Raw genomic sequence first — 24,714 nt, forward strand, 5'->3', positions numbered from 1 at the left:
TAACTAAACCATTTTAAGTTTATCAGCATTTAACATTTTTGGCTTTAGCGTCTTGAGCTTCTTTAAAAAACTCAGCCCTAGAAAGAGGTTCTTTCCCGGGGTGAGTTTTGTTAAAATGTTCCAGATATTTTTCATATCTTTGAAGCCCGATCAAAGGATACAAGGCTTCATCTAATTTCTCATAAGCTTGCCAAATTTTTTTAAGTTTAGCAAGTAATGCCATTGTAATCGCTCGCTTTTTTGTATTCGCTTTCACCAAGTGGATAAGCTTTATCATTACCATCTTTGTAAATTCTAAAGCAAATTCTAAATGTTTGTATAGCTACAATAACGACAACTATCATAAAAAATCCACAAAGCACAGCGTCAATTATATTATTTCTAATAACGGCTTCAGCTTTAGCTATGGCTGCTGGATCGGTTAGAGTTTCTAGTTTTTTCGCCCAGTTTTGAGCAGTAGCTATGTGACTTACGGCGTCATGAACTCTCTCTCCATTTGCCGGAAGAAGTTTTTGATATGCTGCATACATTGTAGTTATAAGCACCCAAACAAGAGGAGCTATAGTAACCCATGAGTATTTTGCTTTTCCCATTTTAAATAATACTACGGTTCCAAGCATAAGAGCGATGCCGGCTAGCATTTGATTTGCCGCGCCAAATAGAGGCCAAAGTGTGAATATACCTCCCATAGGGTCAGTAACACCGCTATATAGTAGGTATCCCCAGCCAGTAACGCATATTATAGTAGCTATAATACCCCAAAACCAGTTTTTTGTATCACCTATTGGTTTATGAACGTTACCTAGTATATCTTGTACCATAAATCGTCCTGTTCTAGTACCGGCATCAACCGCGGTTAATATAAATAGTGCCTCAAATAATATCGCAAAGTGATACCAAAACGGCATAGCTTCTACTCCGCCTACAAGCTCATGGAAAAGCAAAGTAAGACCTACTGCAAATGTAGGGGCACCACCTGTTCTGCTCATCATAGTCTCTTCACCTACATTTTTTGCTAGTGCTAAGATCTCTTCAGGGGTTACGCTAAAGCCAAGCTCTGTTATCTTAGCAGCTGCGGCTACCACGTCAGTGCCTAGGCCTCCTATATTTATAGAGAAGTAAAGCCCAGGAGTTAGTATAGTAGCTGAAACTAGTGCCATAACTCCAACAAGGCTTTCCATAAGCATAGAACCATAACCTATAAATAGTGTTTGACTCTCTTTTTCTACCAATTTCGGAGTTGTACCGCTTGATATAAGAGCATGAAATCCAGATATAGCGCCACAGGCTATAGTAATAAATAAGAACGGGAAAAGAGGGCCGGCAAATACAGGACCAGTACCGTCTGTAAATGAAGTAACTGCAGGCATTTTAATTTCAGGTCCGACAAGCAATATAGCTATAGCCATACCGACTATTACGCCTATTTTTAAAAATGTACTTAAGTAGTCTCTTGGAGCTAGTAAAAACCAAACAGGTAAAATAGCGGCTATAAATCCATAAGCTATAGTAAGCCATGCTAATGTTGTGCCTTTTAGTGAAAATATATCCTTCCAAAACGGATCGGCAGCAACGTAGTGACCTCCTAATAGAGCAAACATAAGAAATATAAATCCGATTATAGAAGCTTCTATAACTTTACCAGGACGTAAAAATCTCATATAAATTCCCATAAAAATAGCAATAGGAATCGTCATAGCTATGGTAAATAATCCCCATGGAGATTCAGCTAAGGCTTTTACAACGACCATAGCAAGTATAGCTACGATAATTAGCATAATAAAGAAAATGCCCACCATAGCTACACCGCCGGTGAATGCTCCGAGCTCCTCTTTTATCATCTCTCCTAAGCTCTTTCCGTTTCTGCGAACAGATAAGAAAAGAACAACGAAGTCATGAACGGCTCCAGCTAGCACGACACCGACTAAAAGCCATATCATGCTTGGTAAATAACCCATTTGAGCAGCAACTACCGGACCTACAAGAGGACCAGCACCCGCAATGGCTGCAAAGTGGTGACCGAAAAGAACGTATTTATTTGTAGGAGTATAGTCTCTTCCGTCATTTAGGGTGTAGGCAGGAGTAGCGCGGTTGTCATCTAACATTAGGACTTTCATGGCGATAAAACGACCATAGAAAGTATAACCTATCATATAGATACAAACGCTAGCTACAACTAGCCAAACAGCGCTTATGCTCTCTCCGCGGTTTAGTGCTAAAACACCAAATGTCCAAGCACCTATCACAGATACAAGCAGCCATAACAGTTTTTGATATAGCTTCAAAATTTATCCTTTCAGAAAATGTGGTAAGTTGTTTATTTTATTATATTTAACTTAAAATTATTTTTAAATTTATAATTAATTAAAATATTATTGAAAATTTCCTAATTAGTGTATCAAATTTTCACATTATATATTAAATATTAATAACAAAAACGTATAATCAAACAGTATCAATTCATTAAAAGGTTAGCGATGAAGATAAAAATTAACTCAAATATCATAGATATAGATGAAAACCTTAGTCTAAAAAAGTGGTTAGAGACAAATGGCTATAATTTAGATAGAATCGCTATAGAATGTGATGGAGAGATCATTTCAAAAAGTGTTTGGAATGAGTTTATATTAAGAGAAAATGTAAGCTTGGAGATAGTTGAATTTGTAGGCGGAGGATAATCCAAACATACATTAATGCCATACTTTATCATTTTATATATTCTTATTATGCCTTTTTTGCACTCAAATTTATATTTTAAATTTAAAATCTTTCTTTTAAGAAAAAATTGGTTTTACTCTGTTATAATGAACGTTATGAAAACGATAAAAATTAATTCAATTACACGTCAAACTAACGCAAATAATTTAAATGAGTTACGGAACGAATTAGGTATTAGTAGCGATATGCTTACTATATATAAAGGTTTTGCTACAAATGACAATATAGCTTTAAATGATAATGATAGCGTTGTATTTATAAAAAAAGGAGAAATGCCTCCTAAAGAGTTTTTAGAAGAGATGATGAGTTCAAGAAACTCTCCTGAGATCAACATAGCTTTAAAAAGCGCAAAAGTAGGCGTAGCAGGACTTGGAGGACTTGGAAGTAACGTAGCAATAGCTTTAGCTAGAGTCGGAGTGAGCTACTTAAAATTAGTTGATTTTGATACTGTTGATCCTTCAAATTTAAATCGTCAGCAGTATTTTATAAAAGATATCGGACGTTTTAAAACTGAGGCTTTAAGTGAAACTTTAAGTCTTATAAATCCATTTGTAAAAGTTGAGTTTGAAACCATAAGACTTGAAGAGACAAATGTGAATGAAGTTTTTCAAAAGTGTGACGTAGTAGCTGAATGTTTTGATAATCCAAAGTCAAAAGCTATGATAATAAATTCTTTAACTAAAAAGATGATAATAGCAGCTAGCGGAATGGCCGGATACGGTAGAAATGAAGATATAAAAACTATAAAAATGGCAAATAATCTCTATGTTTGCGGTGATTTAGTAAGTGCGGCTAGTATAGGAAATGGACTTATGGCGCCGCGAGTCGGAATATGCGCTATGCATCAAGCAAATAAAATATTAGAAATATTAATAGATAAGGTAAAACAAAATGGATGAGCTTGTTTTAGGTGGAGTTAGTTTTAGCTCAAGATTTATTATGGGCTCTGGTAAATTTGATCCAGAGTTGATAAGTGCTTGTGTAGAAGACGCTAAAGCGCAAATAGTAACTCTTGCTTTAAGAAGAGTAAATAAAGACAAAGATAGTATAACCGAATTTATACCAAAAAATGTAACTCTCTTACCAAATACAAGCGGTGCCAGAAATGCCGATGAAGCGCTGCGCATAGCAAGACTTAGTCGTGAGTTGGGCTGCGGAAATTTTATAAAAGTAGAAGTCATTCGAGATAGTAAATATCTATTTCCCGATAATTACGAAACTATAAAAGCTACCGAAAAACTTGCAAATGAAGGCTTTATAGTGTTGCCATATATGTATCCAGACTTAACTTGCGCTAGAGATTTAGTAAATGCTGGAGCAAGTGCCGTTATGCCTTTAGCCGCTCCGATCGGTTCTAATAAAGGACTTATAAACCGAGATATTATTCAAATTTTGATTGACGAGATAGATATTCCTATTATAGTTGATGCGGGTATAGGCCGTCCTAGCGAGGCATGCGCTGCTATGGAGATGGGTTGTGCTGCTATTATGGTAAATACCGCTATTGCTACTTCAAAAGATATAAGAGCTATGGCAAAAGCGTTTTGCGAAGCGATAATTGCCGGAAGAACTGCTTATAAAGCCGGACTTGGTAGGGTAAAAAATATAGCAAGCGCTAGTTCGCCTTTAACTGGATTTTTAGGCGAAAATTAAAAGATAAAATGAGAATATAAAATGAGAGATAGAACAGATCATATGCGTTATCTTCCTCATCAAGAGGTTATAAGCCATGATGTGATGAATAAGATATTTAAAGAGTGGGAAGAGACTAAATTTGAAAACTTTACTCAAGATGATGTTATAAGCGCTATTAATGCAAATAATAAAAGTATATATGACTTTAAGGCACTTTTAAGTCCTGAAGCAGCTCCCTTTTTAGAAGATATGGCAAAAGAAGCGATGAGTATCAAAGAGAGGCATTTTGGAAAAAATATCTATCTTTTTACACCTTTGTATATAGCAAATCATTGCGATAATAACTGTGTTTATTGCGGATTTAATGTACACAACAAGATAAAACGTGCGCAGCTTGAAGAAGATGGCATTATACGTGAGTTAGAAAACATCGCAAAAAGTGGATTAGACGAAATTCTTATACTTACAGGAGAGAGTCAAAGCAAAACTCCGCTTAGTTATATAAGTAGAGCTTGTGAGCTTGCAAAACGTTATTTTAAGGTAGTAGGAGTAGAAATTTATCCTCTAAATTCGGATGAATACGCATTTTTACACAAATGCGGCGTGGATTTTGTAACCGTATTTCAAGAGACTTATAATCCGCTAAAATATGAAAAAATCCATCTGGAGGGAAATAAACGCATTTTTCCATATCGTCTAAACGCTCAAGAAAGAGCACTTATGGGCGGTATGAGAGGGGTTGCTTTTGCCGCTCTTTTAGGTATAGATGACTGGAGAAAAGACGCTTTATCTACAGGGCTTCATGCTTATCTTTTGCAAGCAAAGTATCCTCATGCTGAGATTTCTATCTCAGTTCCTAGACTCAGACCTATTATAAACAATAAAAAGATTAATCCAAAAGACGTCGGTGAGAGAGAGCTTTTGCAAGTTATCGTTGCTTATCGTCTATTTTTACCGTTTGCAAATATCACTCTTAGCACTAGAGAAAGTGCGCATTTTAGGGATAACGCAATCAAACTTGGAGTAACAAAAGTTTCTGCCGGAGTTAGTGTTGGTATCGGTGAGCACGGTGGTAAAAAAGATGAGCAAAAAGGCGATTCTCAGTTTGAGATCAGCGACGGTAGAGATGTAGAAGAGATGAAAAGATCTATAAGAAAAGCCGGTTTAACGCCGGTTATGAGTGATTATATTTACGTATAAATTAAAATTATCTCTTGTTGTGTTTATATGACAAGAGATTTTATGAAAATTAGATAATTTCTTTGGCAAATATCGGCACTGCAAGAAAGTAAAATCCATCTATTTCAAAATCTTTTGCAAATTTAAAAAACTCTTCAAAATCTTCTTTTTTAAATTTAAAAGTATAAATAGACCCTTGCTCTACAAATTCCTTCTTTTCGTCTTTTACTCCGTGTTTTTCAAAGTAATGATTAAAACGTGCCAACAAGGCAAACGGTATAAAAAACAGACATTCATCTTGCACTTCGAATTTGATCAAATTTGCGTTATTTATCACTAAATTTGCAATGCTGGAGTATGCTCGTACAAGTCCGCCGACTCCTAGTTTTACTCCTCCGAAATACCGTACAACAAAAACTCCCGTGTTTATAAGGTTTGCTCCTCTTAGCACATCAAGACAAGGTGGCCCGGAGCTGCTTTTTGGCTCACCGTCATCGCTGGAATTTTCTACTATTTGAAAATGTTTGTTGTAATTTCTGTACGCCCATACTATGTGAGCCGCTTTTGGATGATCTTCTTTTAGCTTTTTGTGAAGAGTTTCAAATTCATTTATAGGGCATAAATAGCTTATAAAATTTGACTTTTTTATCTCTTTTGAGCCGGTATAAATTTGATTTACTATAAACATGGATATATTTTAACAGATAAATTTAAATTTAAATGAATTTAAGATAAAATTACTAAAAAATTAAGGATTATCCATATGATACAAACTTGCCTTTTTCCTGCTGCCGGTTATGGTACGAGATTTCTTCCAGCTACAAAAAGTTTGCCAAAAGAGATGCTTCCTATCCTTACTAAGCCTCTTATTCACTACGGAGTAGATGAAGCTAGAGAAGCCGGTATGAAAAATATGGCATTTGTCACCGGTCGAGGAAAAAGAGCTTTGGAGGATTATTTTGATATAAGTTATGAGCTTGAGCACCAAATAGCCGGGACTAAAAAAGAGTATCTTCTTACCGAGATAAGAGATCTTATGAATTCTTGTAGCTTTTCATTTACTCGTCAAAGTAGTATGAAAGGTCTAGGAGACGCGATATATACTGGTAGAACTTTAGTAGGAGATGAAGCTTTTGGTGTTATACTTGCCGATGATTTGTGTATAAACGAAGATGGTGAAAATGTTCTAGCTCAGATGGCGAAAATTTATGAAAAATACCGCTGTAGCATAGTAGCGGTTATGGAAGTTCCTAAAGAGAGTATCAGTAGTTATGGTGTTGTAAATGGCAAGTTTATAGAAGATGATCTTTTAATGGTAAATGATATGATAGAAAAACCAAGTCCAGATGAAGCCCCTACAAATCTTGCTATCATAGGCAGATATATACTTACGCCCGATATATTTGAGATATTAGAATCTACAAAACCGGGCAAAAACGGTGAAATTCAGATAACAGACGCGCTTTTAAAACAGGCTCAAAACGGTATGGTTTTAGCTTATAAATTTAAAGGAAGAAGATTTGATTGTGGTTCTGTTAGCGGATTTGTCGAAGCTACGAATTTCTTCTATGAGAGTGACAATGGTAGTAAATGAGCTGAAGTTTCCATTTAAGGATATGCAAAATATCAGCTCATACGCAAGACGTATGAATGAAGAGCTAAATAACGATGAGATCGGCTATTATCATCTGCCTAGTTTTGGTGAGGAGATAAGCGAAAAACTTACTTTGTATCGTAAAAATGTAAATTTCAACACGGTTGTGTTAATAGGAGTTGGCGGAAGCTCGCTTGGCGTGAAAGCACTTTATGAAATGCTAAATTTAAAAACTAAGCTTATATTTTTAGATAATCTTGATCCGTTTTATATAGAAAATAGATTAAAAGATATCGAGTTTGATAGCAGTATTTTTATCTTATCTAGCAAATCAGGCACGACTATAGAGCCAATTAGTATTTATAAGTATATTTTAGATCTCTATTCGCCAAAAAATTACAAAAATTTTATCATAATTACCGATCCCCAAAGCCCTCTTGAAGAGTACGCTAATTTACATAATATAACTGTTTTTAATATTCCAAAAAATGTTGGAGGACGCTTTAGCGTATTATCTGCTATAGGGCTTGTGCCGCTTGGATTATGTGGAGCAGATACGTCATCCTTGTTAGACGGTGCTGTTTCTTGTAAAAAGCAGTTTTTAGAAGATGATGATAGTTTAATTTTACAAAAAGCATATCACTATGCAACGCATAAAAGCGCTAAGATAAATGTAGTTTTTAGCTATAGTGAAAGATTTCATAGTTTTAATGATTGGTATGTACAGTTATGGGCTGAGAGTCTTGGTAAAAAGCGCGGTTATAAGCGAATGGGACTTACTCCGGTCGGACTTATAGGAAGTAAAGATCAACACTCGTTTTTGCAGCTTATAATGGAAGGAATAAAAGATAAAACAGTTACGTTTTTGATTTTAAAAGATCATTTAAGCAGCATTTGTATTCCAAATTTAAAACTTGAGTATTTAGATGAGTGCGACTTTGTAAATGAAGTGTCTATGAGTACGCTTTTAAATGCTCAAGCAAAATCTACCATTCAAGCTTTACTTAGTGAAAATATCAGCATAGATACGATTTTAGTAGATAGATTAGATGAGTGGCACTCTGGTTGGCTCATTTATTATTACGAGCTTCTTACAAGCGCTACTGGACTTATGCTCGGAGTAAATACTTATGATCAGCCTGGCGTTGAAGCCTCTAAAAGAATACTAAAAAATTTACTATCAAATAACTAATTTTGTCTGTTTGTATTTTGATAATGATTATTCAACAAATAGGGTTCAAAATAGGCAATATTTGTTTTTTATTTATCATTTAAACTATATAATTTACTTAATAAGAGATTCTGTATCTAAATAATAAAAATTCTTATCTAAGATTTATTTCTTTTTAAGAATAATTTGATATAATTCTCGAAATTAAAAAATAAAGGATATAAAATGACAAATGTAGTTAAACAACTTAACCAAATTCAAGCAGACGCTCATGCGTTTTTCATTGCGTTTCATGACTATCATTGGAATGTAAAAGGCCTTCAATTTTTCTCAATTCACGAATATACTGAAAAAGCATATGAAGAGATGGCAGAGCTATTTGATGATGTAGCTGAAAGAGCTATACAAATAGGCGGGAAAGCTATTTTAAAATCTGAAGAGCTTGTAAAACTTGCTCATGCTCCGGTAATGCAAAAAGATAGCTATACTGCTATAGAAGTTATAGAACAATTAAGAGTAGCTTATAAACATCTTGTTGAAGAGTTCAAAAAGCTTGAAGCGGCAGCTGAAAAAGCCGGTGATACAACAACTGCAAATATCGCTCAAGATCATTACGGTTCATATGAGAAGAAAATTTGGATGCTTAATTCTACTTTAGCGTAATTTTTGATACTAAAACCTGATACTTTGATATGAAAGGCGGATTTATCCGCCTTTTTTTATTTATTTTGCTGCAGCTTCTACTTCTATATTTATCTTAATTTCATCTCCTAAAGTTAATGTGCTTGTATCTGGAGCAAAGCTAAAATCGCTTCTTTTTATCTTGCCCTCAAGGCTAAATCCAACGATTTGAATTCCTTTTTGATTTTTGCTTTGTCCGCCAAATTCATAGTTTAGAGTTACTGGTTTTGTTACATTTTTTATAGTTAAATTTCCTATAATTTTACCTTCGTTATCGCCATCTTTTTTAAATTCGGTCATAACAAATTTCATTTCAGGAAATTTAGCAATATCGAAAAAATCAGCTTGTTTTAGATGGTTATCTCTTGCGGTGTTGCTTGTATTGATAGAATCAACGTTTATTATAGCATCTATCTTTTTTGGTATACCGTTTTCTATATCAACAATTCCGCTAAATTTGTCAAACGATCCTGTTACGTTGCTCACGCTTAGGTGTTTGATTTTGAAATTTGTACTTGAATGAGTAACATCTATATCGTAGTTTGCTGCGTTTGCAAAACCTACTAAAAGCATTGCACACAACGCAGATCCAAATATTCTCTTTGTCATTTTTGTCCTTTTTTATAAAATATAAATAATTGTACAATGTAAAATACAATTAATATTAAATTTCAATACAATAAATATACTATTTAATAATTTTTTAAATTTCATTAACTACGTTAATTTTTTCAATTTAAAAATATTAATAAATTTTATGCAAAGTAGATATTATTTTTTGATAAAGTTATAATTTTTTAAATTTAAAACGAGTTGATTTGTAAATTTTTCTATATTTAAATCCCTTTTCGTACCATCTCTTTGTTTTGTACCCCACATCGACTCAGGAAAAAAGCTATCGTCTTTGAATCTGGCTTGAACGTGGATATGTACTTTTGGAACGTAATTAGCAAAACTTGCCCAATTTATTTTATCGGCGCAGTAGAAATCAAGCATAGTTTTTTCGGTAATTAGAGCCGCTTCAAATAGCCATTTTCTAGTCACATCATCTACATCGCTAATCTCTTTGAATTCTTTTTTTGTAAATACCTTTACCCAAGGAATTTCGCTTTTTTCAAGTTCAATGCAGATAAGTTCATTTTCATATATCATAGTTTTACTCTCGCTTTTATAATTTGTTCTTTTAATCTAAGACTTGCTTTTTCAAAGCTTGTTTCATCAAAGTTTTCTAGATTAAAAAAATGTAGATCTTTAAACTGCTTCTTTAAATAATTCTCACTTTGCTCATCTTTAGATCCACTAAAAATAACCCCCAAAATCTCTAAATTTTTCATTTTTAAGGCTTCTATGCTTAAAATAGTGTGATTTATGCTGCCAAGATAGTTTTTAGAAACTAAAAACGTAGGAAGATTTGCTATTTTGATATAGTCGATCATGTAAAATTTGTCATCAAGCGGACAGTAAAGTCCTCCTGCTAACTCGACTAAAATATCGTCTGGTTTTGGAATTTTTATTTTAAGTCCGTCAAAATGTATGTTCTCATTTATCATTCCTACATGCGGACTAGCAGCGGTTTGCAGCATTACGCCAGGAGAGTGTGATTTGAGATTTGGCACAATTTTTTTTACAAAACTTTCATCGGTTATATTTCCGGCTTGTATTAACTTAAAATACTCGTATGAAAACGCATAACACAAAGCCGCACTTATGCAGCTTTTTCCGGCATCCGTATGAATACCGCTGATACAGATATTTCTCATTTTTTACCTTTTTTGCAGATTATATTTGTAAATTTATAAGTTAGTTTGAAATCATTATTAAAATGCGTTTCAAGACTTTTTAAATTTGATTTGGTTAGTTTAAAACTCCCGTTTAAGTTATTTACCCCTGTTTGCTTAAGGTGAGTTAAAAGCTCTTTTAAACTACCGAATTTAGCTATAAATTCCCCATTTTTATACTCTAAAATATCAAATTTGGTTCCAAAAATATCTATGATTTGATCCGTATTTTTATAATTTAAACTATCTTTAGTAAAGCTTGAAAGTTCATTTAAAGTTCCATTTATAAACATAGAAAATGCAAGTATTCCGTTATTTTCTAGGCTTAGAAATATCTTATCACATAGTTTTTCAATCTCATCAATCCATTGAAATACTGAGCTCGATATGATAATATCAATGTTTTTTGGCATTTGTTTAGTAGTTATATCTCCGATATCCATATAAAAATTATTCATAAATTCGCTTTTATAGATATCATTAAGAATTAAATGTTCATAATTAAAATTTTGTATAAAAAGCTTTGTTAAAACTCCGCTTCCAGCACCGATTTCATAGACATTCTTAAAGTTTTGCGTATATTTTTTTAACAAATTTATGAGATTGAGAGCGGCAAATTTTTGAGCCACTGCAAATTCTTCGTAGTTGATAGCTTTTTCAAATTTCAATTATATCTCCAAAGCTTTTAAAGTTAAAAAATGCAAAATGTGGAGCATTTATATATATTTTTTGACATGTAAACCATTCAGATGCTTTTGGCGAAAAGATCAAATCTTTTTTGCTTATAATCGCTTTATCCCAACAAATGTTGTTATCACACGGTTTTATAGCGTTTTTATAGAGATTAAGTAGTTCGAATTTTGCGTTTGTATTGAATTTAAAATTTGAGATTTTTTCTGGTGGAATTCCTAAAAAACAGAACTTTTTGAAGTTTTCAAAATCATAATTCGTTATTGTTTTATAAAAATTACCTGCGTTTATACCGTATTTTTCATCTATACCAAACGGAGTTCCGTTTATGGCTATTGATTTTTTTAAAGATATATTTTTTAATACCAAATTTGCAGCCCAAACCCCCATTGACCAAGACACTAGATAAATATCTTTATCTTTTAAAAAACTATGATCAAACTCAAGTTCGCTATAGTCGTAAATAACCGCTAAAGCGAAATCTCCTACTTCTAAATGTTCTACACAACTAGGCGTAAATGAATAGCCTAAAAATAACAAAATTAGTTTTTTACCGTCTTTTTTAATGATATCTATTTTCATCTAAAATCTTTTTTAAATTTGATAATTCGCCTATTTCTATATCTCCTCTTAAGCTTATCCTAAGTCTTGAATTATGTTTAGGTACTGTTGGGGGACGGATTGCCGGTACAAAATATCCAGAGTCAAAAATTTTATTTGCGAGTTCTAGAGTTTTATCGTTTTCATAGGTCATAAATGGACATATGTGAGTTGTGCCAAGATCTAAAAATTTGATATTTTTTTCTAAATTTGTCCTTTCGCGGCTAAAATCTTTGTTTAGTATAAAGTTCGTCCATGCTATATTTATACTAGGAATGGCAGTAGAGTAAATCAGGCTTCTAGCCGAGTTTATAAAAATATCTTTATACTCTTTATCGCTAAGTATAACAGCTCCTTCTCCCCCGACCGCTTTGCTAAGAGTTACAAGTAAAAAATCCACATCGGTATCTGTTTGGCTGCTTTTTGCTAGACCTAATTCGTCTTTGATAAAAAATGAATGAGCTTCATCGATATAAAGTAGTACATTTTTATACCGTTTTTTTAAATTTATAAGATTTTTGATATCTAGCAAATCCCCATCCATGCTGAAAATAGTCTCTGTTAATATTATAATATTTTCAAATTTATCTTGATTTTGTTCGAGTAAATTTTGAAGTGCTAAAAGGTCGTTGTGAGGATATCTTTTGAAATTTGCTCCGGCTAACTTTAGAGCGTCTATCATGCTAGCGTGAGCTAATTTATCGGCTAAAAATAGAGTATTTGGACTATTTATGGCTGATATACAGCTTAAATTTGCACAGTAGCCGGAGTTAAAAATTGTTGCTTTTTTACCGTCAAATTTCGATTCAAACCAGCTTTCAAGCTCATTAAATTCGCTACTTGAAGTATATACAAGCCTACTCGCGCCAGAGCCAAAAAACCACTCTTTATGTTTGGCGATTGTTAAGAATTCGTCTCTTAAACTTATATTCGTAGCTATGCCTAAGTAATCGTTGCTACCGAGATTTAAAAGAGTTTTGCCTCTATAGTTTATAAATTTGGAATGGCTTTGAGATATTTTTAACTCCCTAAAGTTGCTTTCTTGTTTGGCTTTTTTTATATCAAACATTTTGTACCTAATTATTATACTGAATTAATTATCGTGAATAAATTTATGTCGTAAGATTATATCAAATAGATCTTAAATTTATGACTATTTTATGCGGCTTTCGCTAATATTATGCAAAACAAAAGGTGATATGTGAAGAGCTGCATAGTCTTGTATGATGGAATAAGTATGCTTAGCTTTGCTAAAATTTATGATTTCTTTATAGCAAATAGCGTTGATTTCGAAGTTGCTTCTTTAAGAGAAGAGATAACTTGCGAGGGCTCATTTAAGCTCAATTCACCAAATTACTCTCAGTCGCTTTATGGATATGATATAGTCGTATTTCCAGATGGTACCGGAGCTTTAAATTTAAGCTATGACGATATATTTTTAAGCTGGATAAAAAGTGCAAACGATGCAAAGATAAAGATCGCTATAAACAGGGCTTCTTTGATCATTAAAGAAGCCGGGCTTTTTCATCGTCAACTATTTATGAATGATGATAAGGTGACAGCGATTTGCGAGTTTTGCGTTGATAAAGATGTGATTAGTATGGCTGATACGTCAGCTTCGTGGCAGGAGCTTAAAGAGTGGATAAAGAGCAGAGTATAATAGACCGTTTTTCTCATAAACTAAACGGCGATGATGGAGCAGTAGTCGGCAAAATGGTGCTTAGCAAAGATATGTTTGTTGAAAATTCGCATTTTAAACGTAAATGGTTAAGCGCTTATGAGATCGGCACAAAAGCAATGCTGGTAAATTTAAGTGACGCGGTAGCTATGAACGCAACTCCTAAATATGCGCTTTTAGGGCTTGGTATTCCAAAAAACATATCAAATAACTATATTTATGAGATCTGTAGAGGTATAAAAAGCGCAGCGAAAGATTTTAATGTTGAGATAGTCGGCGGAGACACTATAAAAAGCAGCGAAATAATAATAAGCCTAACGATAATATCATACCTAAACTCCAAAAAACCTATTTTTAGAAATACTTCTAGGCTGGGGGATTTAGTATGCTATACAGGGAAGCTAGGAGACTCCTTAAAAGGCTTGAGAATTCTCCAAAACGGTGGAAATCTACCGAAAAATTCTCGTTTTAAAAGACCTGTTTTAAGAGTAAATTTTATGAAAAAAGCAGCACCTTTTATACACAGTGCTATGGATATCAGCGACGGGTTGGCTAGCGATTTACCAAAAATATGCTCTAAATTTGGAATCAAATTTAAAAATATACTTAGTAAAGATGAGTTCAGAAGCGGTGAAGAGTATGAACTTCTATTTACGGTGAGTAAAAAACATCTAAAACGTATGCAAAATGAAGCAAAAAAATGTAGACTTAAACTAAATATATTAGGAAAACTGATAAAAGGAAAATATAAATCATATGGAAAATACAGCCATTTTTAAACCGCTTTTAGGCACTACGCATTCGCCTATAAACGCGCATTTTAGTAAAAACGCAAGTGATTTTGTAGTTAGAGAAAACCCTCTTTATAGTTTTAGTGGAAGCGGTGAGCATCTCGTTGTTGAAATTCAAAAAAAAGGTATGACGACTTCCGAAGCCCTTACTGTTTTAAGCAGGCAAAGCGGAGCAAAAATGCGTGATTTTGGTTATGCCGGGCTTAAAGATAAAGAGGGGATGACAACACAATTTATTAGTATGCCGGCTAAATTTGAAAATGAAATTTCAAAATTCAGCTACGAAAATTTAAAAATCCTAAGTATAACAAAACATAATAATAAAATAAGAATCGGTCACTTAAAATCAAACAGCTTTTTTATTCGTCTCAAAAAAGTCTTAGGAAGTGAAGCTCTTAAACTTAAAGAGGCTTTAAAAACTATCGATAAAAACGGCTATCCGAATTATTTCGGTTATCAGAGGTTCGGTAGATTTGGAGATAATGCAAATAGTGGATTTGAAATTTTAAATAGTGCTTTAAACGGTGATAAATCGATGTTTAAAAAGGCAAATCCAAAGTTAAGAGATTTTTTAATTTCAGCTTATCAGAGCGATCTTTTTAACAAATGGCTAAGCAAGAGAGTGGAAATTAGCCGTTTTAGTGAAGATTTTAGCGCCAGGGAGCTTGAAGATATATATAAATTTGATAAAACTACTATAAAAAATTTAAAATCCCAAAAACAATTTTTTAAGCTTTTTCAAGGCGAAGTTTTAGGTCATTATCCTTTTGGAAAGGTGTTTTTATGCGAAGATTTAGAAGCCGAGGTTGCTAAATTTGGAGCAAGAGACAGAACAAGCTGCGGATTGATAATCGGTTCTAAAGCGTATGAAAGTACAGGAGTTGCAAAGAGTTTAGAAGATGAAATATTTAGAGACGCTTATAAATTTAGTTCTTTTGTAAGCGGTTCAAGACGATTTGCTTGGATGTGGATTGATAATTTAGAATATAAATATAATGAAGAATCCGCACAGTTTAGCATAAGTTTTGCGCTACAAAAAGGTTCATATGCTACTGTTGTTTTGCGCGAAATTTTAGGTAGAGATATTTTTGAAGAGTAAAAAGTGGGAGTTTTTCTCCCACAAGTATTCACATACTATCGATTTTAAACATATAATATCGGTATAAATTTAAAAAACTTTATTGATCTTTTGAATTTATATCTATTTTAATATATTTTAGTTAAAATAACAGCCGGTGCGATGGGTAGTTGCAAGATATTATCTTGAGGAAAGTCCGAGCTGCAATAAGACAGAGTTCCACCTAACGGGTGGCTAGGGAAACCTAAGGGAAAGTGCAACAGAAAGGAAACTGCCGCTAAAGAAATTTAACGGTGATGGTGAAACGGCGGGGTAAGAGCCCACCAGTATAAGTAGAGATACTTATAGCTATGTAAACCCAACTTGCAGCAAGAAGGGACGGTTTGGAGTCTTATGCTCAACCCTTCGCTTGAGTTTGATACAATATCAAAACTAGATAAATAGCTACCATAACAGAACTCGGCTTATCATCGCACCTACAAAGTAGCTTTTAGTTTAGAAGCTATATTTTCTAGCTTTTTTAACTTTTTGAAACTCTACGTCTAACTCTTTTTGTTTTCGTTTATATATCGCTGCTGCATTTTCCAATAAAGCTGCTGCGCATTGCATCTCTTCTATATCCATTTTATTTGGATAGTTGTTTATCAAATACTCTATTTTATTTAGATCTTCATTTACCAAAGCACTCTTAAAATCATCTAGCCACTTCATCTGACTCTTCTTTCGTAACGTCTCTCCATGCATCAAGAAGCTCCCTTGTTACGTGTATTACTTCATCTAGCGGAGCTTTATCGTTTGTGCTATTTGCTAGAGATATGAGCTGAATTTGCCTTGCGTAAAGTCCATTTAAGTATTGCGATATCGCTCCTTGATTCATATCTAAAGAGTTTATAAGTTCAAAAAATATCGCATTTGTTTTATTTAGAAATTGAACTTTTGTTTCTATATCTCCATCGTCTATCGCTTTTTTTGCACGGTAGATAAATCTCAAAACTCCTTCATAAAGCATAGTGATAAGCTTTTGTGGAGATTCTATACCGATATTATTTTGGTTATAAGCTGCGTAAGCTACATTTGATTGCATACCATCATCCTTAAGATTTAGAGTTTAGTTGTGCATTTATCATGGTTTTTAGCGTAGAAAACTGCTGTTCGATCTTTGCTATCATGCTATCATATTGCACCCATTTTTCAGCCATAGTTTCATACTTTTTGGTAATACTTTCCTCATTGTTTGTTTTTTCTTTTGTTAGCTGTTTGTTGTTGCTAACTAGGCTCTCTTCGTACGTAACTAGCGATCCCTTAGTTCCTATAAATGAATCTAAAGTATCCTTTAACTGTTTGAAAAATCCTCCGGTAACTTCTGAGCTTCCTTTAAGTTCAGTTTCTTTTAAACCTAGTTTTTCTAAAAAAGTAGAGTCGCCTTTTATTTCTAAATTTTCTCCACCGCTACCTTTTATTACTAGTTTTCCGTCTTTATCTATAGTTACAGCGATGTTGTCTATACCTGCACTAGTGATAGCTTTTAGTATATCTTTTGCGTTTTGATTGCTATTGTTTGCAGAGTCGGTTTTGATATCTATATTTTTACCGTTTATAGTTAAACTTCCTTGAAGCTCTCCTGCTTCTACGGCTTTTGTTCCTGTTGTAGATACGTTTGTATACTCTGTTTTTGAGCTAAAAAAGTTTTTAAAATTATCAAAATTGTTCGATAAAGCATCTTTAAGTTTGCTAGCTTCTAGTTTCAAAAGACCATCACTGCTTAGAGATAATCCAAAGTCTTGAATTGATTTTCCGTCTTTTGAGACTCCGTTTATTATCTGGTTAATTTTTGATTTTATCTGCGTTATTTCGCTTACGCCTTGAAATGTTCCGCTAGCTCCTGTCTCTGAATTATAAGAAGTTGCTACTGATAAATTATTCATAAGATTATTGTAACTGTTAACTAAGCCTTCTACGTCTTGAACTATACCTTCTGTATTTTGTTTAATGTCGAAATTCGAGCTTTCTCCTTCTTTATCCACTTTATTTAGCTTTATAGTGACTCCGGTTATGAGATCGCTTATAGAGTTTGTATCTCTTGTTATCTCTATTCCGTTATATTCAAATATAGCGTTTTGAGCAGTTTGCAGTCTTGAAGCTAAATTTGAAGTATCGATAGTCTTATCTGTTAATGCTGCATCTTTTATCTCATCTTCTGTCATCATAGTTAGCTTTTCGCCAGGAGAAGTCGTACTTGGATCTTTAAACATAAATCCTAAAGATTTCATTAAATTTTTTGAGTTGTCTATACTTCCTGCGCTATCTTGTACATAGCTAAAACTTATTTCGTTATCTTTTCCGCTATCTTTTGACTGGATAACTAAACTATATGGATTTTCTCCTCCGACATTTAAAACTTTTGCTTGAATTTTGCCGTCTGTTGCTTCATTTATTTTGTTTGCTATATCTTCAAGCGTAGTTGAAGCATTGATCTCTATCTCATATGAGTCTGATCCTATGCTTAACTTAAAACTTGTTTCAGCCGAACCCGGACTTAAAACAGATTCGTTTTTTAGCTCAAATTTTTTAGACTGATATACATCTTGACTAGCTAGTTGAGATACCCTAATTTTCATTGTTTGTTCATTAACTCCGGTACTTGCATCTACAGTAGCGCTTCCGCTTCCTGAGCTAGATACCGAGCGTTTTAAGTAGCTAGTATCATCAGTAAGTGATGATACGTTGCTTTTAAAATTGCTTAATAGTGTTTTTATGGCTGTTAAGTCTTTTTGTTGAGTCAAATTTGTTTGAATTTTAGTATCTATCGTTGATACTAAATTTTTTGTATCAACTGATTTTAGTTTATCAAGAATATCCCACGAAAGAACATTACTACTTCCCAATCCAAGTTGGGACTTTTCAGTATTAATAGCCATTTTTTATTCCTTTTTATCAAAGATCACACCGACAATCTCTTTAAAATGCTCTGTTAATTTCATAATCTCTTCAGTCGGTATTTTTCTGATAACTTTACCGCTATCAGCTTCTGTTACGCTCACATACATAGAGCTAATTTTATCATTAAAACCAAATCTTATGTTTGTGTTTAGAGTCTCCATGTTGTCATTTAGCTTATTTACTATGTCGCTTATACGCTTTGAGTCTTGTTCATTATTGCCTTTATTTTGGTTAGAGCGTTCTTGCGCTACGTTTTGCTGTATTTTTGCTTGCTCAACTTCTCTTGTTTGGTTGCTATTTTGCTTAGTATTTAAAGCAACGGAATTATCTATTTGCTGCGAGGCTACCTTAAAAATTTCCATCTTTAAATCCTTTGAAATATAAAATCTAACTTTTATTATATCGGTAATTACTGCATAAAGCTTTATAGTTATAGTTGAAATATTATATTAAATATGCTAGAATGATGCATAAGGAGATTCTATGAAAATATCGATAGAGTGCGACTGCGTACTTCTTGCACAGAGTCTAAGACTATTTTTGGACGGTTACTACGCGCCTAAAAAAGAGTGCGATTTTATCATATCAGATAAAAAAACGGTTTCGGATAAACCTGTTTTCATAATAAGCGAAAAATCACCATATCTTAGTGTGCCATTTACAAAAGATACGCTATTAAATACGCTAGAAGAGTTTTATTCCGCTATGCAAATAAGAAATCAAAACTATGTAAAAAAGAGCCCTTCAAGCTTAGAAGAGAGAGTTTCAAATTTAGTCGATAATTTTAAGCGTGATTTAATAAATATTATAAAAGATGAATATGAAAAGTAGTCTGACGACGACTATTAGTAGTGGCAGATTCAAAGGGAAAAAGCTATTTTTACCGAGTTTAAATACAACAAGAAGTACAAAATCTATAGTAAAAGAGTCATTTTTTAGCGCAGCGAGACAAGATATAGTCGGTAAAGTTTTTATAGAAGTATTTGGAGGAAGTGCACTTATGGCTGCCGAAGCGCTTAGCAACTATGCGGCTAAAGCATATGCTGTCGAGTTAGATAGGGATTCGTATAAATTTACAAAGAAAAATATCGATAACTTAAACGACCAAAATATACTTGCGATCAATGCTGATACGTTTAAAATAACTCCTCAAATAGTAAATGAAAATGATGATATAGTATTATACATAGACCCTCCGTTTGATATCAGAGATGGATTTGGCGGAATTTATGAGAGAGTTTGGGATATGATCTCTGCACTTGATAAATCAAAGATATTTTTAATAGTTTTAGAGCATATTTCAACTTATAATTCTCCTGATAGTTGTGCCGGATTTTCTAAATTTAAAAGCCGTAAATTTGGAAAAACAACGCTTAGCTACTATAAGCAGCATTAAATTTAAATTAAATTTGGAATAATTATTGCTTTAATCCTTGCAAAATAAAGCAAGGGTCCATATGAAAATATTTATAAAAATCATCTCGTTCGCGCTACTTCTTAGCACTATAAACGCTGCTCAAATCAAAGATCTTGCAAGTATAGTAGGCGTAAGAGACAACCAGCTTATAGGATATGGTTTGGTAGTTGGACTTAATGGAACCGGAGACGGAAGTAGTAGTGAGTTTACCATTCAGTCTTTGTCAAATATGCTACAAACAGTAAATGTCAAAATAAATCCAAATGATATAAAATCAAAAAACACTGCCGCTGTTATGGTTACTGCGAAACTTCCTCCTTTTGCAAGGCAAGGAGATAAGTTAGATGTTACTATAAGCTCTATAGGAGATGCTAAAAATCTTGTTGGAGGAACGCTTCTTTTAACAGCTTTAAAAGGCGTTGACGGTGATATATACGCTCTTGCACAAGGAGCACTTACTTTGGGTGGCGGTACTAGTAAAGGCGGAAATCATCCTACTGTAGGCACAATTCTTGCAGGAGGTCTTGTTGAAAAAGAGGTAAATTTCGATATCTATACACAGCAATCCGCAAATTTAAGTCTTAAAAACTCTAGTTTCCAAACAGCAGTCGGAATGCAAAATGCCATTAACACAAAATTCGGAGTTCAAGCTGCTATGGCTATAGATCCAAGAACGGTAAAACTTACCAAACCGGCAAATACAAATATGGTCGAGTTTTTAGCTAAAGTTCTGGAAGTGGATATGGATTATAAAGCCGATGAAAAAGTTGTTATTGATGAAAGAACCGGAACTGTAGTAAGCGGTGTAAATATCACTATAGATCCAGTTGTGATATCGCATGGCGCCATCACTATAAAAATTGAACCAAATGCTTATAATCCAGCAGCAGCAAATGCCAATGATGTGGACATAGGCGGAGCAGCGATAGACACTACTACGAATACGTTAAAAATTGATGCAGCAAAAACAACAGTAGCTAATGTAACAAGAGCTTTAAATAAACTAGGAGCTACTCCAAAAGATATTATAGCGATAATTGAAAATTTAAAAAGAGCAGGCGCGATACACGCCGGAGTGGAGATAATATAGATGCAAGTAGATAATAGTTTAGCTTTGGATTCTTACAACTCTCTTAGTACATCAAGCATAAATTCAAATTTAAAAGATTCAAAAAATGATGAACTTTTAAGAGAGCAGACGGATGCATTTGAAGCATTTTTGTTAAAAGAGGTTTTAGATATATCTATTAAAAATGAAAATAGTCTTTTTCCTCAAGATGCTGGAGATAAGATATATTCGTCTATGTATAATGATACGATGAGTAAAGCTTTAAGCGGAGGATTGGGATTTAGTGAGATGTTATTTAATTTTTTGAAAGAAAGAAACTAAATAAAAAGCTTATATGTCCGATTTAGTCATTAATATATGGTTAAAAAGGATCGAACATGATAAGTTCTGTAGGTGTAGGCGCTGCTTACTCAGGTTTGTCAGCACCTAAAAATGAAACAAAAAAAAGTGAACAAACAACACAAACTCAAAGTAGTAATAACGATAGCAAAGTAGCAACTATAGCTAAAGAGATAAATGACGGTACTTATAAAGTAGATATCGATAAATTAGCAAAAAAGATAGCTGACTCACTTATGTAAATCTCTTACTCCTTTGAGAAAAAAAAGGGAGTAAGAGCTATGTTAGAAAAATATTTAGATGATGCTGTTTTACATCTTGAAGAGCTGATAAAAATAACCAAAGCCGATATAGAAAATATAAAAAATGCAGACCATTCTTTTGTCGCAGAACACACAAGGTTAAAATCCGAACTTATAAAAAAATTTGAAAATACAAAAACATTATTAGATAATGAACTAGTAAAACTAGCTAAAGAAAATAATGGAACAGATCTTGCTGATATACTTTGCGATGATATAAAAGAGAAACTATCAAAATTGAGAGAATCTCTTGTATCTTTACAAAAAGTCAATAAAGAGTACGCAAAATCTGTTATTGTAGTAAAGGAATTTTACGACTCTTTATTAAAGTCAATGTTTGGCAGCGACTCTGGATCAGGAACATATGGCTCAGAATCTCTTTCGCCAGAGCAACTTTTTAAATTAAGGGTTTGAGATGGGAATATTCGATTCGCTTTATACAGGAGCATCAGGGCTAAACGCCGCTCAGCTCCAGATCCAAGTAACCGGGCAAAATATAACAAATATAAATAGTGATTACTATACTAGACAAAGAGTTGTGCAGTCGGCTACAACTCCGCTTCATACTTCTCCGGGCGATGTTGGTATGGGAACTAGGATAGATACTATAATACGAATTCATGATGAATTTACATTTGACAAGCTCAAAACTGCAACGACAAATAAAGAAAATACCGCATACAAACAGCAAGTTCTTCAAGAAATAGCTCAAAGATTTCCAGATCTTAAAGATACCGGACTTTTAAAAGATATAGAAAATTACTTTGGCGCATGGAATAATTTTGCGTCTCATCCGTATGAAAGTGCACAAAAAACTAATCTTTTAAATTTAACCAGCACTTTAACAAATAGATTAAACGATACATCTTCTCAGCTAAAAACAGTTCATAATAATATAAATGAGCAAGTAAAATTAGCAGTAGATGAGATAAACAGGATCGGCAAACAAATAGCAGATTTAAATGCTCAAATTCAAAAAGTAGAAACAGGCACGACTCAAAACGCAAATGATTTAAGAGATAAAAGAGATCAGCTAGAGCTTACTTTGGCAAATATTTTAAACATCTCAACATTTAAAAATGATATTTCGAGTAATAGCACTTTTGGAGGTACTCTTACTGATCAAGGAAGAAACTATAATCTTAATATAGACGGCATAACGCTGATAGATGGAGTAAATTTTCATCCTCTTACTCTTGATACTAATGGAAATAAAGATGGATTTACAAATATATATTATGAGTTAAATGACGGTACGAGAGTCGATATGGCTTCAAAGATAAATAGCGGCAAACTTGGTGCCATGCTTGATCTAAGAGGCAGAACTATGGGCGATAATGGAGAAGTCAAAGATGGTATGATAACTGAGTTTAGAAATAATCTCGATACTTTTGCAAAGACATTAATAATACAAACAAATAATATATACGCCAGCGCAGCTCAAGAAGGTATGAGTTCAACCGATCTTTCGCAGATGAAACCAAACACAACTCTTCAAAACTTTGATCAAAATGTTCAAAGCGGTAATTTTGATGTTATAATCTATAACTCTCAAGGCGTGGAAGTAGCAAGAAAAACTATAAATGTAAACTCTTCAACAACCATGGACGATACAAAACAAGGAAATTCAATAGTCGGCGACTTTAACTCAGATACCGATGATAATAATAACGGCAACTTAAATGACGATGTTAATGATTTTTTCACTGCAAAGTTTAACTATGATGAGAAAACAGGACTTGGTCATCTAAGTTTTTCTCCTCTTTTTTCATCCGGCGAATATACTATGGCGATAGAGGATAAAGGAACAAATTTCCCCGGAGTATTTGGAATGAGCCAGTTTTTTGAAGGAGACAGCGCTTCAAATATCAAAATAGAATCATCATTAGCAAGCGATACTTCAAAGATTAAAGGAAATAAAGCTCCGGTAGATGGAGATAATAGTATGGCAAACGCTATGATAAATCTTCAATATCAAAGTCTAAATTTCTATGCAAATGACGGAACTATAAGATCTGAAACGATAACTGGGTATTATAGATATTTAACTACCGATATAGCGTCAAAAACTGAATCCGTTAATGCTTTAAATAACACAAATTTATCTCTTTATAAAAGTGTAAATGCAGAGTTTCAGTCTATAAGTGGTGTAAATATGGATGAAGAACTTGGAAATTTAATTAAATTTCAATCAAGTTACGGGGCGGCTGCAAAGATAGTCACAACAGTAGAAAAAATGTTAGAAACCCTTATAGGAATGAAACAATAATTATGAATTATGGTTTAAAAGAAATTTTAGAAAGAGCTTTAAAAGAGAAAAATACTTTAGAAAATCTCTATTTAGAAGCCGATCCGCTGCAAGTGGCGGCTAAATTTAAAAACGTGCATATAAGTCTTATTTGCGCACTTTTCGCTTACGGAAATGCTAAAGCTATAGTGAAATTCTTAAATTCGCTGGATTTCGAACTTTTAAGCTTAAGCGATCAGATTATAGAAAAAGAGATATTGGCTCAAAAACGACTTTATAGATTTCAAAATCCAAAAGACGTGTCAAATATTTTTATCACTATAAAAAGAGCGGCGCAAGAAGATATACAAGCTATTATAAAAAGTGGGTTTGATAAAAATGGACTTATGATAGACGGAATAAATTCGCTTATAAATAAAATTTATGATTTGAACGACTATAGAAGCGACGGTTATGAGTTTTTCTTTGGCAGAAGTTATCAAAACGAACCCAAAAGTCCATATAAACGATATAATATGTGGCTTAGATGGATGGTTAGAGATAGCGATATCGATCTTGGTCTGTTTAAAAATTTGCCAAAAAGCGAGTTAATAATTCCTCTTGATACTCATACGCATAAAGTTAGTCTTGCTCTGGGGCTTTGCGATAGGAAAAGTTATGATTTTAAAGCGGCTAAAGAGATAACTTTAAATTTAAAAAACTTTGATGCTTTTGATCCGATAAAATATGATTTTGCATTATACAGAATAGGTCAAAGTAAAGAGCTTGATAATGTAAAATCAAATTTAAAAAACATATGAAGTAAA

31 protein-coding genes and 1 other RNA gene are annotated in these 24,714 nt (G+C 33.4%); 19 read left to right on the forward strand and 13 right to left on the reverse strand.

What is annotated here, in order from left to right; genetic code table 11:
* Window positions 1-22: 22 nt before the first annotated feature.
* Both kcuS and RVY88_RS02990 read right to left on the reverse strand, forming a co-directional pair.
* Window positions 23-223, reverse strand: coding sequence for a KCU-star family selenoprotein (kcuS, locus tag RVY88_RS02985; RefSeq protein WP_011731686.1), 201 nt, complete (start codon window positions 221-223; stop codon window positions 23-25).
* Window positions 207-2,288, reverse strand: a complete 2,082-nt coding sequence (locus RVY88_RS02990) for a carbon starvation CstA family protein (RefSeq protein WP_024305266.1) — start codon at window positions 2,286-2,288, stop codon at window positions 207-209. Before RVY88_RS02990 ends, kcuS begins: the two co-directional genes overlap by 17 nt.
* A 189-nt stretch (window positions 2,289-2,477) precedes the next feature.
* Here RVY88_RS02990 and thiS point away from each other — a divergent pair, with 189 nt between their 5' ends.
* From thiS to thiH, 4 genes are all read left to right on the forward strand, one after another.
* Window positions 2,478-2,678 carry a sulfur carrier protein ThiS gene (gene thiS / locus RVY88_RS02995; RefSeq protein WP_011731687.1) on the forward strand — a complete coding sequence of 67 codons (201 nt, stop codon included), beginning with the start codon at window positions 2,478-2,480 and terminating at the stop codon, window positions 2,676-2,678.
* A 135-nt stretch (window positions 2,679-2,813) separates the two neighbouring features.
* Complete coding sequence (thiF, locus tag RVY88_RS03000) at window positions 2,814-3,617, forward strand: sulfur carrier protein ThiS adenylyltransferase ThiF (RefSeq protein ID WP_238389020.1); 804 nt, start codon at window positions 2,814-2,816, stop codon at window positions 3,615-3,617.
* Window positions 3,610-4,371 (forward strand): thiazole synthase, encoded by a 762-nt coding sequence (locus RVY88_RS03005; RefSeq protein ID WP_002848055.1) that lies wholly within the window; start codon window positions 3,610-3,612, stop codon window positions 4,369-4,371. Before thiF ends, RVY88_RS03005 begins: the two co-directional genes overlap by 8 nt.
* Before the next feature lie 21 nt (window positions 4,372-4,392).
* Complete coding sequence (thiH, locus tag RVY88_RS03010; protein WP_002848057.1) at window positions 4,393-5,553, forward strand: 2-iminoacetate synthase ThiH; 1,161 nt, start codon at window positions 4,393-4,395, stop codon at window positions 5,551-5,553.
* Between the two features lie 49 nt (window positions 5,554-5,602).
* Here the strand turns inward: thiH and RVY88_RS03015 are convergent, their stop codons facing one another.
* Complete coding sequence (locus RVY88_RS03015) at window positions 5,603-6,220, reverse strand: YigZ family protein (RefSeq protein ID WP_162167269.1); 618 nt, start codon at window positions 6,218-6,220, stop codon at window positions 5,603-5,605.
* 75 nt (window positions 6,221-6,295) lie between these two features.
* Between RVY88_RS03015 and galU the strand changes: the two genes are divergently transcribed.
* The 3 genes from galU to RVY88_RS03030 all read left to right on the forward strand — a co-directional run bounded on the left by galU (window position 6,296) and on the right by RVY88_RS03030 (window position 8,960).
* Window positions 6,296-7,126, forward strand: coding sequence for a UTP--glucose-1-phosphate uridylyltransferase GalU (gene galU, locus RVY88_RS03020; RefSeq protein WP_058908926.1), 831 nt, complete (start codon window positions 6,296-6,298; stop codon window positions 7,124-7,126).
* Window positions 7,113-8,318 (forward strand): glucose-6-phosphate isomerase, encoded by a 1,206-nt coding sequence (locus tag RVY88_RS03025; RefSeq protein WP_065844681.1) that lies wholly within the window; start codon window positions 7,113-7,115, stop codon window positions 8,316-8,318. Before galU ends, RVY88_RS03025 begins: the two co-directional genes overlap by 14 nt.
* A gap of 204 nt (window positions 8,319-8,522) precedes the next feature.
* Window positions 8,523-8,960 (forward strand): Dps family protein, encoded by a 438-nt coding sequence (locus RVY88_RS03030; RefSeq protein WP_002848063.1) that lies wholly within the window; start codon window positions 8,523-8,525, stop codon window positions 8,958-8,960.
* A 60-nt stretch (window positions 8,961-9,020) separates the two neighbouring features.
* Here RVY88_RS03030 and RVY88_RS03035 read toward each other — a convergent pair whose 3' ends face one another.
* The 6 genes from RVY88_RS03035 to RVY88_RS03060 all read right to left on the reverse strand — a co-directional run bounded on the left by RVY88_RS03035 (window position 9,021) and on the right by RVY88_RS03060 (window position 13,115).
* Window positions 9,021-9,587 carry a YceI family protein gene (locus RVY88_RS03035; protein WP_002848064.1) on the reverse strand — a complete coding sequence of 189 codons (567 nt, stop codon included), beginning with the start codon at window positions 9,585-9,587 and terminating at the stop codon, window positions 9,021-9,023.
* A 162-nt stretch (window positions 9,588-9,749) separates the two neighbouring features.
* Window positions 9,750-10,130, reverse strand: coding sequence for an HIT domain-containing protein (locus tag RVY88_RS03040; RefSeq protein WP_002848066.1), 381 nt, complete (start codon window positions 10,128-10,130; stop codon window positions 9,750-9,752).
* Window positions 10,127-10,738 carry a dethiobiotin synthase gene (locus RVY88_RS03045; protein ID WP_162167268.1) on the reverse strand — a complete coding sequence of 204 codons (612 nt, stop codon included), beginning with the start codon at window positions 10,736-10,738 and terminating at the stop codon, window positions 10,127-10,129. Before RVY88_RS03045 ends, RVY88_RS03040 begins: the two co-directional genes overlap by 4 nt.
* Entirely contained in the window at window positions 10,735-11,424 is a 690-nt protein-coding gene (locus RVY88_RS03050; RefSeq protein ID WP_038452590.1) for a biotin synthase, read from the reverse strand. The genes RVY88_RS03045 and RVY88_RS03050 overlap by 4 nt, the downstream gene beginning before the upstream one ends.
* A complete protein-coding gene (locus RVY88_RS03055) occupies window positions 11,414-12,028 on the reverse strand; it encodes a pimeloyl-ACP methyl esterase BioG family protein (RefSeq protein WP_162167267.1) in 615 nt (204 codons plus the stop codon). The genes RVY88_RS03050 and RVY88_RS03055 overlap by 11 nt, the downstream gene beginning before the upstream one ends.
* Entirely contained in the window at window positions 12,009-13,115 is a 1,107-nt protein-coding gene (locus RVY88_RS03060) for an aminotransferase class I/II-fold pyridoxal phosphate-dependent enzyme (RefSeq protein WP_011731691.1), read from the reverse strand. The genes RVY88_RS03055 and RVY88_RS03060 overlap by 20 nt, the downstream gene beginning before the upstream one ends.
* 132 nt (window positions 13,116-13,247) lie before the next feature.
* Here RVY88_RS03060 and RVY88_RS03065 point away from each other — a divergent pair, with 132 nt between their 5' ends.
* The 4 genes from RVY88_RS03065 (at window position 13,248) to rnpB (ending at window position 16,076) form a co-directional block, all read left to right on the forward strand.
* Window positions 13,248-13,706 (forward strand): hypothetical protein, encoded by a 459-nt coding sequence (locus tag RVY88_RS03065; protein WP_167497326.1) that lies wholly within the window; start codon window positions 13,248-13,250, stop codon window positions 13,704-13,706.
* The gene (locus RVY88_RS03070; protein ID WP_002848076.1) at window positions 13,685-14,503 is read left to right on the forward strand and encodes a thiamine-phosphate kinase; all 819 of its coding nucleotides are present in this window, start codon (window positions 13,685-13,687) and stop codon (window positions 14,501-14,503) included. Before RVY88_RS03065 ends, RVY88_RS03070 begins: the two co-directional genes overlap by 22 nt.
* Window positions 14,481-15,614 carry a tRNA pseudouridine(13) synthase TruD gene (gene truD / locus RVY88_RS03075; RefSeq protein ID WP_010403376.1) on the forward strand — a complete coding sequence of 378 codons (1,134 nt, stop codon included), beginning with the start codon at window positions 14,481-14,483 and terminating at the stop codon, window positions 15,612-15,614. Before RVY88_RS03070 ends, truD begins: the two co-directional genes overlap by 23 nt.
* 133 nt (window positions 15,615-15,747) lie before the next feature.
* An RNA gene (gene rnpB, locus RVY88_RS03080) (RNase P RNA component class A) lies at window positions 15,748-16,076 on the forward strand.
* Window positions 16,077-16,088: 12 nt separating this feature from the next.
* On the opposite strand, the gene RVY88_RS03085 is transcribed toward rnpB, so the two are convergent.
* From RVY88_RS03085 to RVY88_RS03100, 4 genes are read right to left on the reverse strand one after another with little or no spacing between them, the layout of a single operon-like run.
* Complete coding sequence (locus RVY88_RS03085; protein WP_010403374.1) at window positions 16,089-16,304, reverse strand: hypothetical protein; 216 nt, start codon at window positions 16,302-16,304, stop codon at window positions 16,089-16,091.
* A complete protein-coding gene (fliS, locus tag RVY88_RS03090) occupies window positions 16,288-16,677 on the reverse strand; it encodes a flagellar export chaperone FliS (protein WP_002848078.1) in 390 nt (129 codons plus the stop codon). Before fliS ends, RVY88_RS03085 begins: the two co-directional genes overlap by 17 nt.
* A 10-nt stretch (window positions 16,678-16,687) precedes the next feature.
* Window positions 16,688-18,511: a flagellar filament capping protein FliD gene (fliD, locus tag RVY88_RS03095; RefSeq protein WP_162167266.1), complete on the reverse strand. Its 1,824-nt coding sequence runs from the start codon at window positions 18,509-18,511 to the stop codon at window positions 16,688-16,690.
* A 3-nt stretch (window positions 18,512-18,514) separates the two neighbouring features.
* Entirely contained in the window at window positions 18,515-18,895 is a 381-nt protein-coding gene (locus tag RVY88_RS03100) for a FlaG family protein (RefSeq protein ID WP_002848079.1), read from the reverse strand.
* Window positions 18,896-19,016: 121 nt separating this feature from the next.
* Between RVY88_RS03100 and RVY88_RS03105 the strand changes: the two genes are divergently transcribed.
* The 8 genes from RVY88_RS03105 to RVY88_RS03140 all read left to right on the forward strand — a co-directional run bounded on the left by RVY88_RS03105 (window position 19,017) and on the right by RVY88_RS03140 (window position 24,708).
* The gene (locus RVY88_RS03105) at window positions 19,017-19,364 is read left to right on the forward strand and encodes a hypothetical protein (RefSeq protein WP_002848081.1); all 348 of its coding nucleotides are present in this window, start codon (window positions 19,017-19,019) and stop codon (window positions 19,362-19,364) included.
* Window positions 19,354-19,929 carry a 16S rRNA (guanine(966)-N(2))-methyltransferase RsmD gene (gene rsmD, locus RVY88_RS03110; RefSeq protein ID WP_223261882.1) on the forward strand — a complete coding sequence of 192 codons (576 nt, stop codon included), beginning with the start codon at window positions 19,354-19,356 and terminating at the stop codon, window positions 19,927-19,929. Before RVY88_RS03105 ends, rsmD begins: the two co-directional genes overlap by 11 nt.
* A gap of 73 nt (window positions 19,930-20,002) precedes the next feature.
* Window positions 20,003-21,040: a flagellar basal body P-ring protein FlgI gene (locus RVY88_RS03115; protein ID WP_024305270.1), complete on the forward strand. Its 1,038-nt coding sequence runs from the start codon at window positions 20,003-20,005 to the stop codon at window positions 21,038-21,040.
* On the forward strand, window positions 21,041-21,340 hold the full coding sequence (locus RVY88_RS03120; RefSeq protein ID WP_002848085.1) for a rod-binding protein: 300 nt from the start codon (window positions 21,041-21,043) through the stop codon (window positions 21,338-21,340).
* A 56-nt stretch (window positions 21,341-21,396) separates the two neighbouring features.
* Complete coding sequence (locus RVY88_RS03125; protein ID WP_002848086.1) at window positions 21,397-21,600, forward strand: flagellar biosynthesis anti-sigma factor FlgM; 204 nt, start codon at window positions 21,397-21,399, stop codon at window positions 21,598-21,600.
* 39 nt (window positions 21,601-21,639) lie between these two features.
* The gene (gene flgN, locus RVY88_RS03130) at window positions 21,640-22,074 is read left to right on the forward strand and encodes a flagellar export chaperone FlgN (RefSeq protein WP_002848087.1); all 435 of its coding nucleotides are present in this window, start codon (window positions 21,640-21,642) and stop codon (window positions 22,072-22,074) included.
* A gap of 1 nt (window position 22,075) precedes the next feature.
* A complete protein-coding gene (flgK, locus tag RVY88_RS03135) occupies window positions 22,076-23,929 on the forward strand; it encodes a flagellar hook-associated protein FlgK (RefSeq protein WP_002848088.1) in 1,854 nt (617 codons plus the stop codon).
* 2 nt (window positions 23,930-23,931) lie between these two features.
* Window positions 23,932-24,708, forward strand: a complete 777-nt coding sequence (locus RVY88_RS03140) for a TIGR02757 family protein (protein ID WP_002848089.1) — start codon at window positions 23,932-23,934, stop codon at window positions 24,706-24,708.
* Window positions 24,709-24,714 lie beyond the last annotated feature (6 nt).

Source organism: Campylobacter sp. TJR-1, assembly GCF_032840035.1.
Taxonomy (GTDB): Bacteria; Campylobacterota; Campylobacteria; order Campylobacterales; family Campylobacteraceae; genus Campylobacter; species Campylobacter fetus.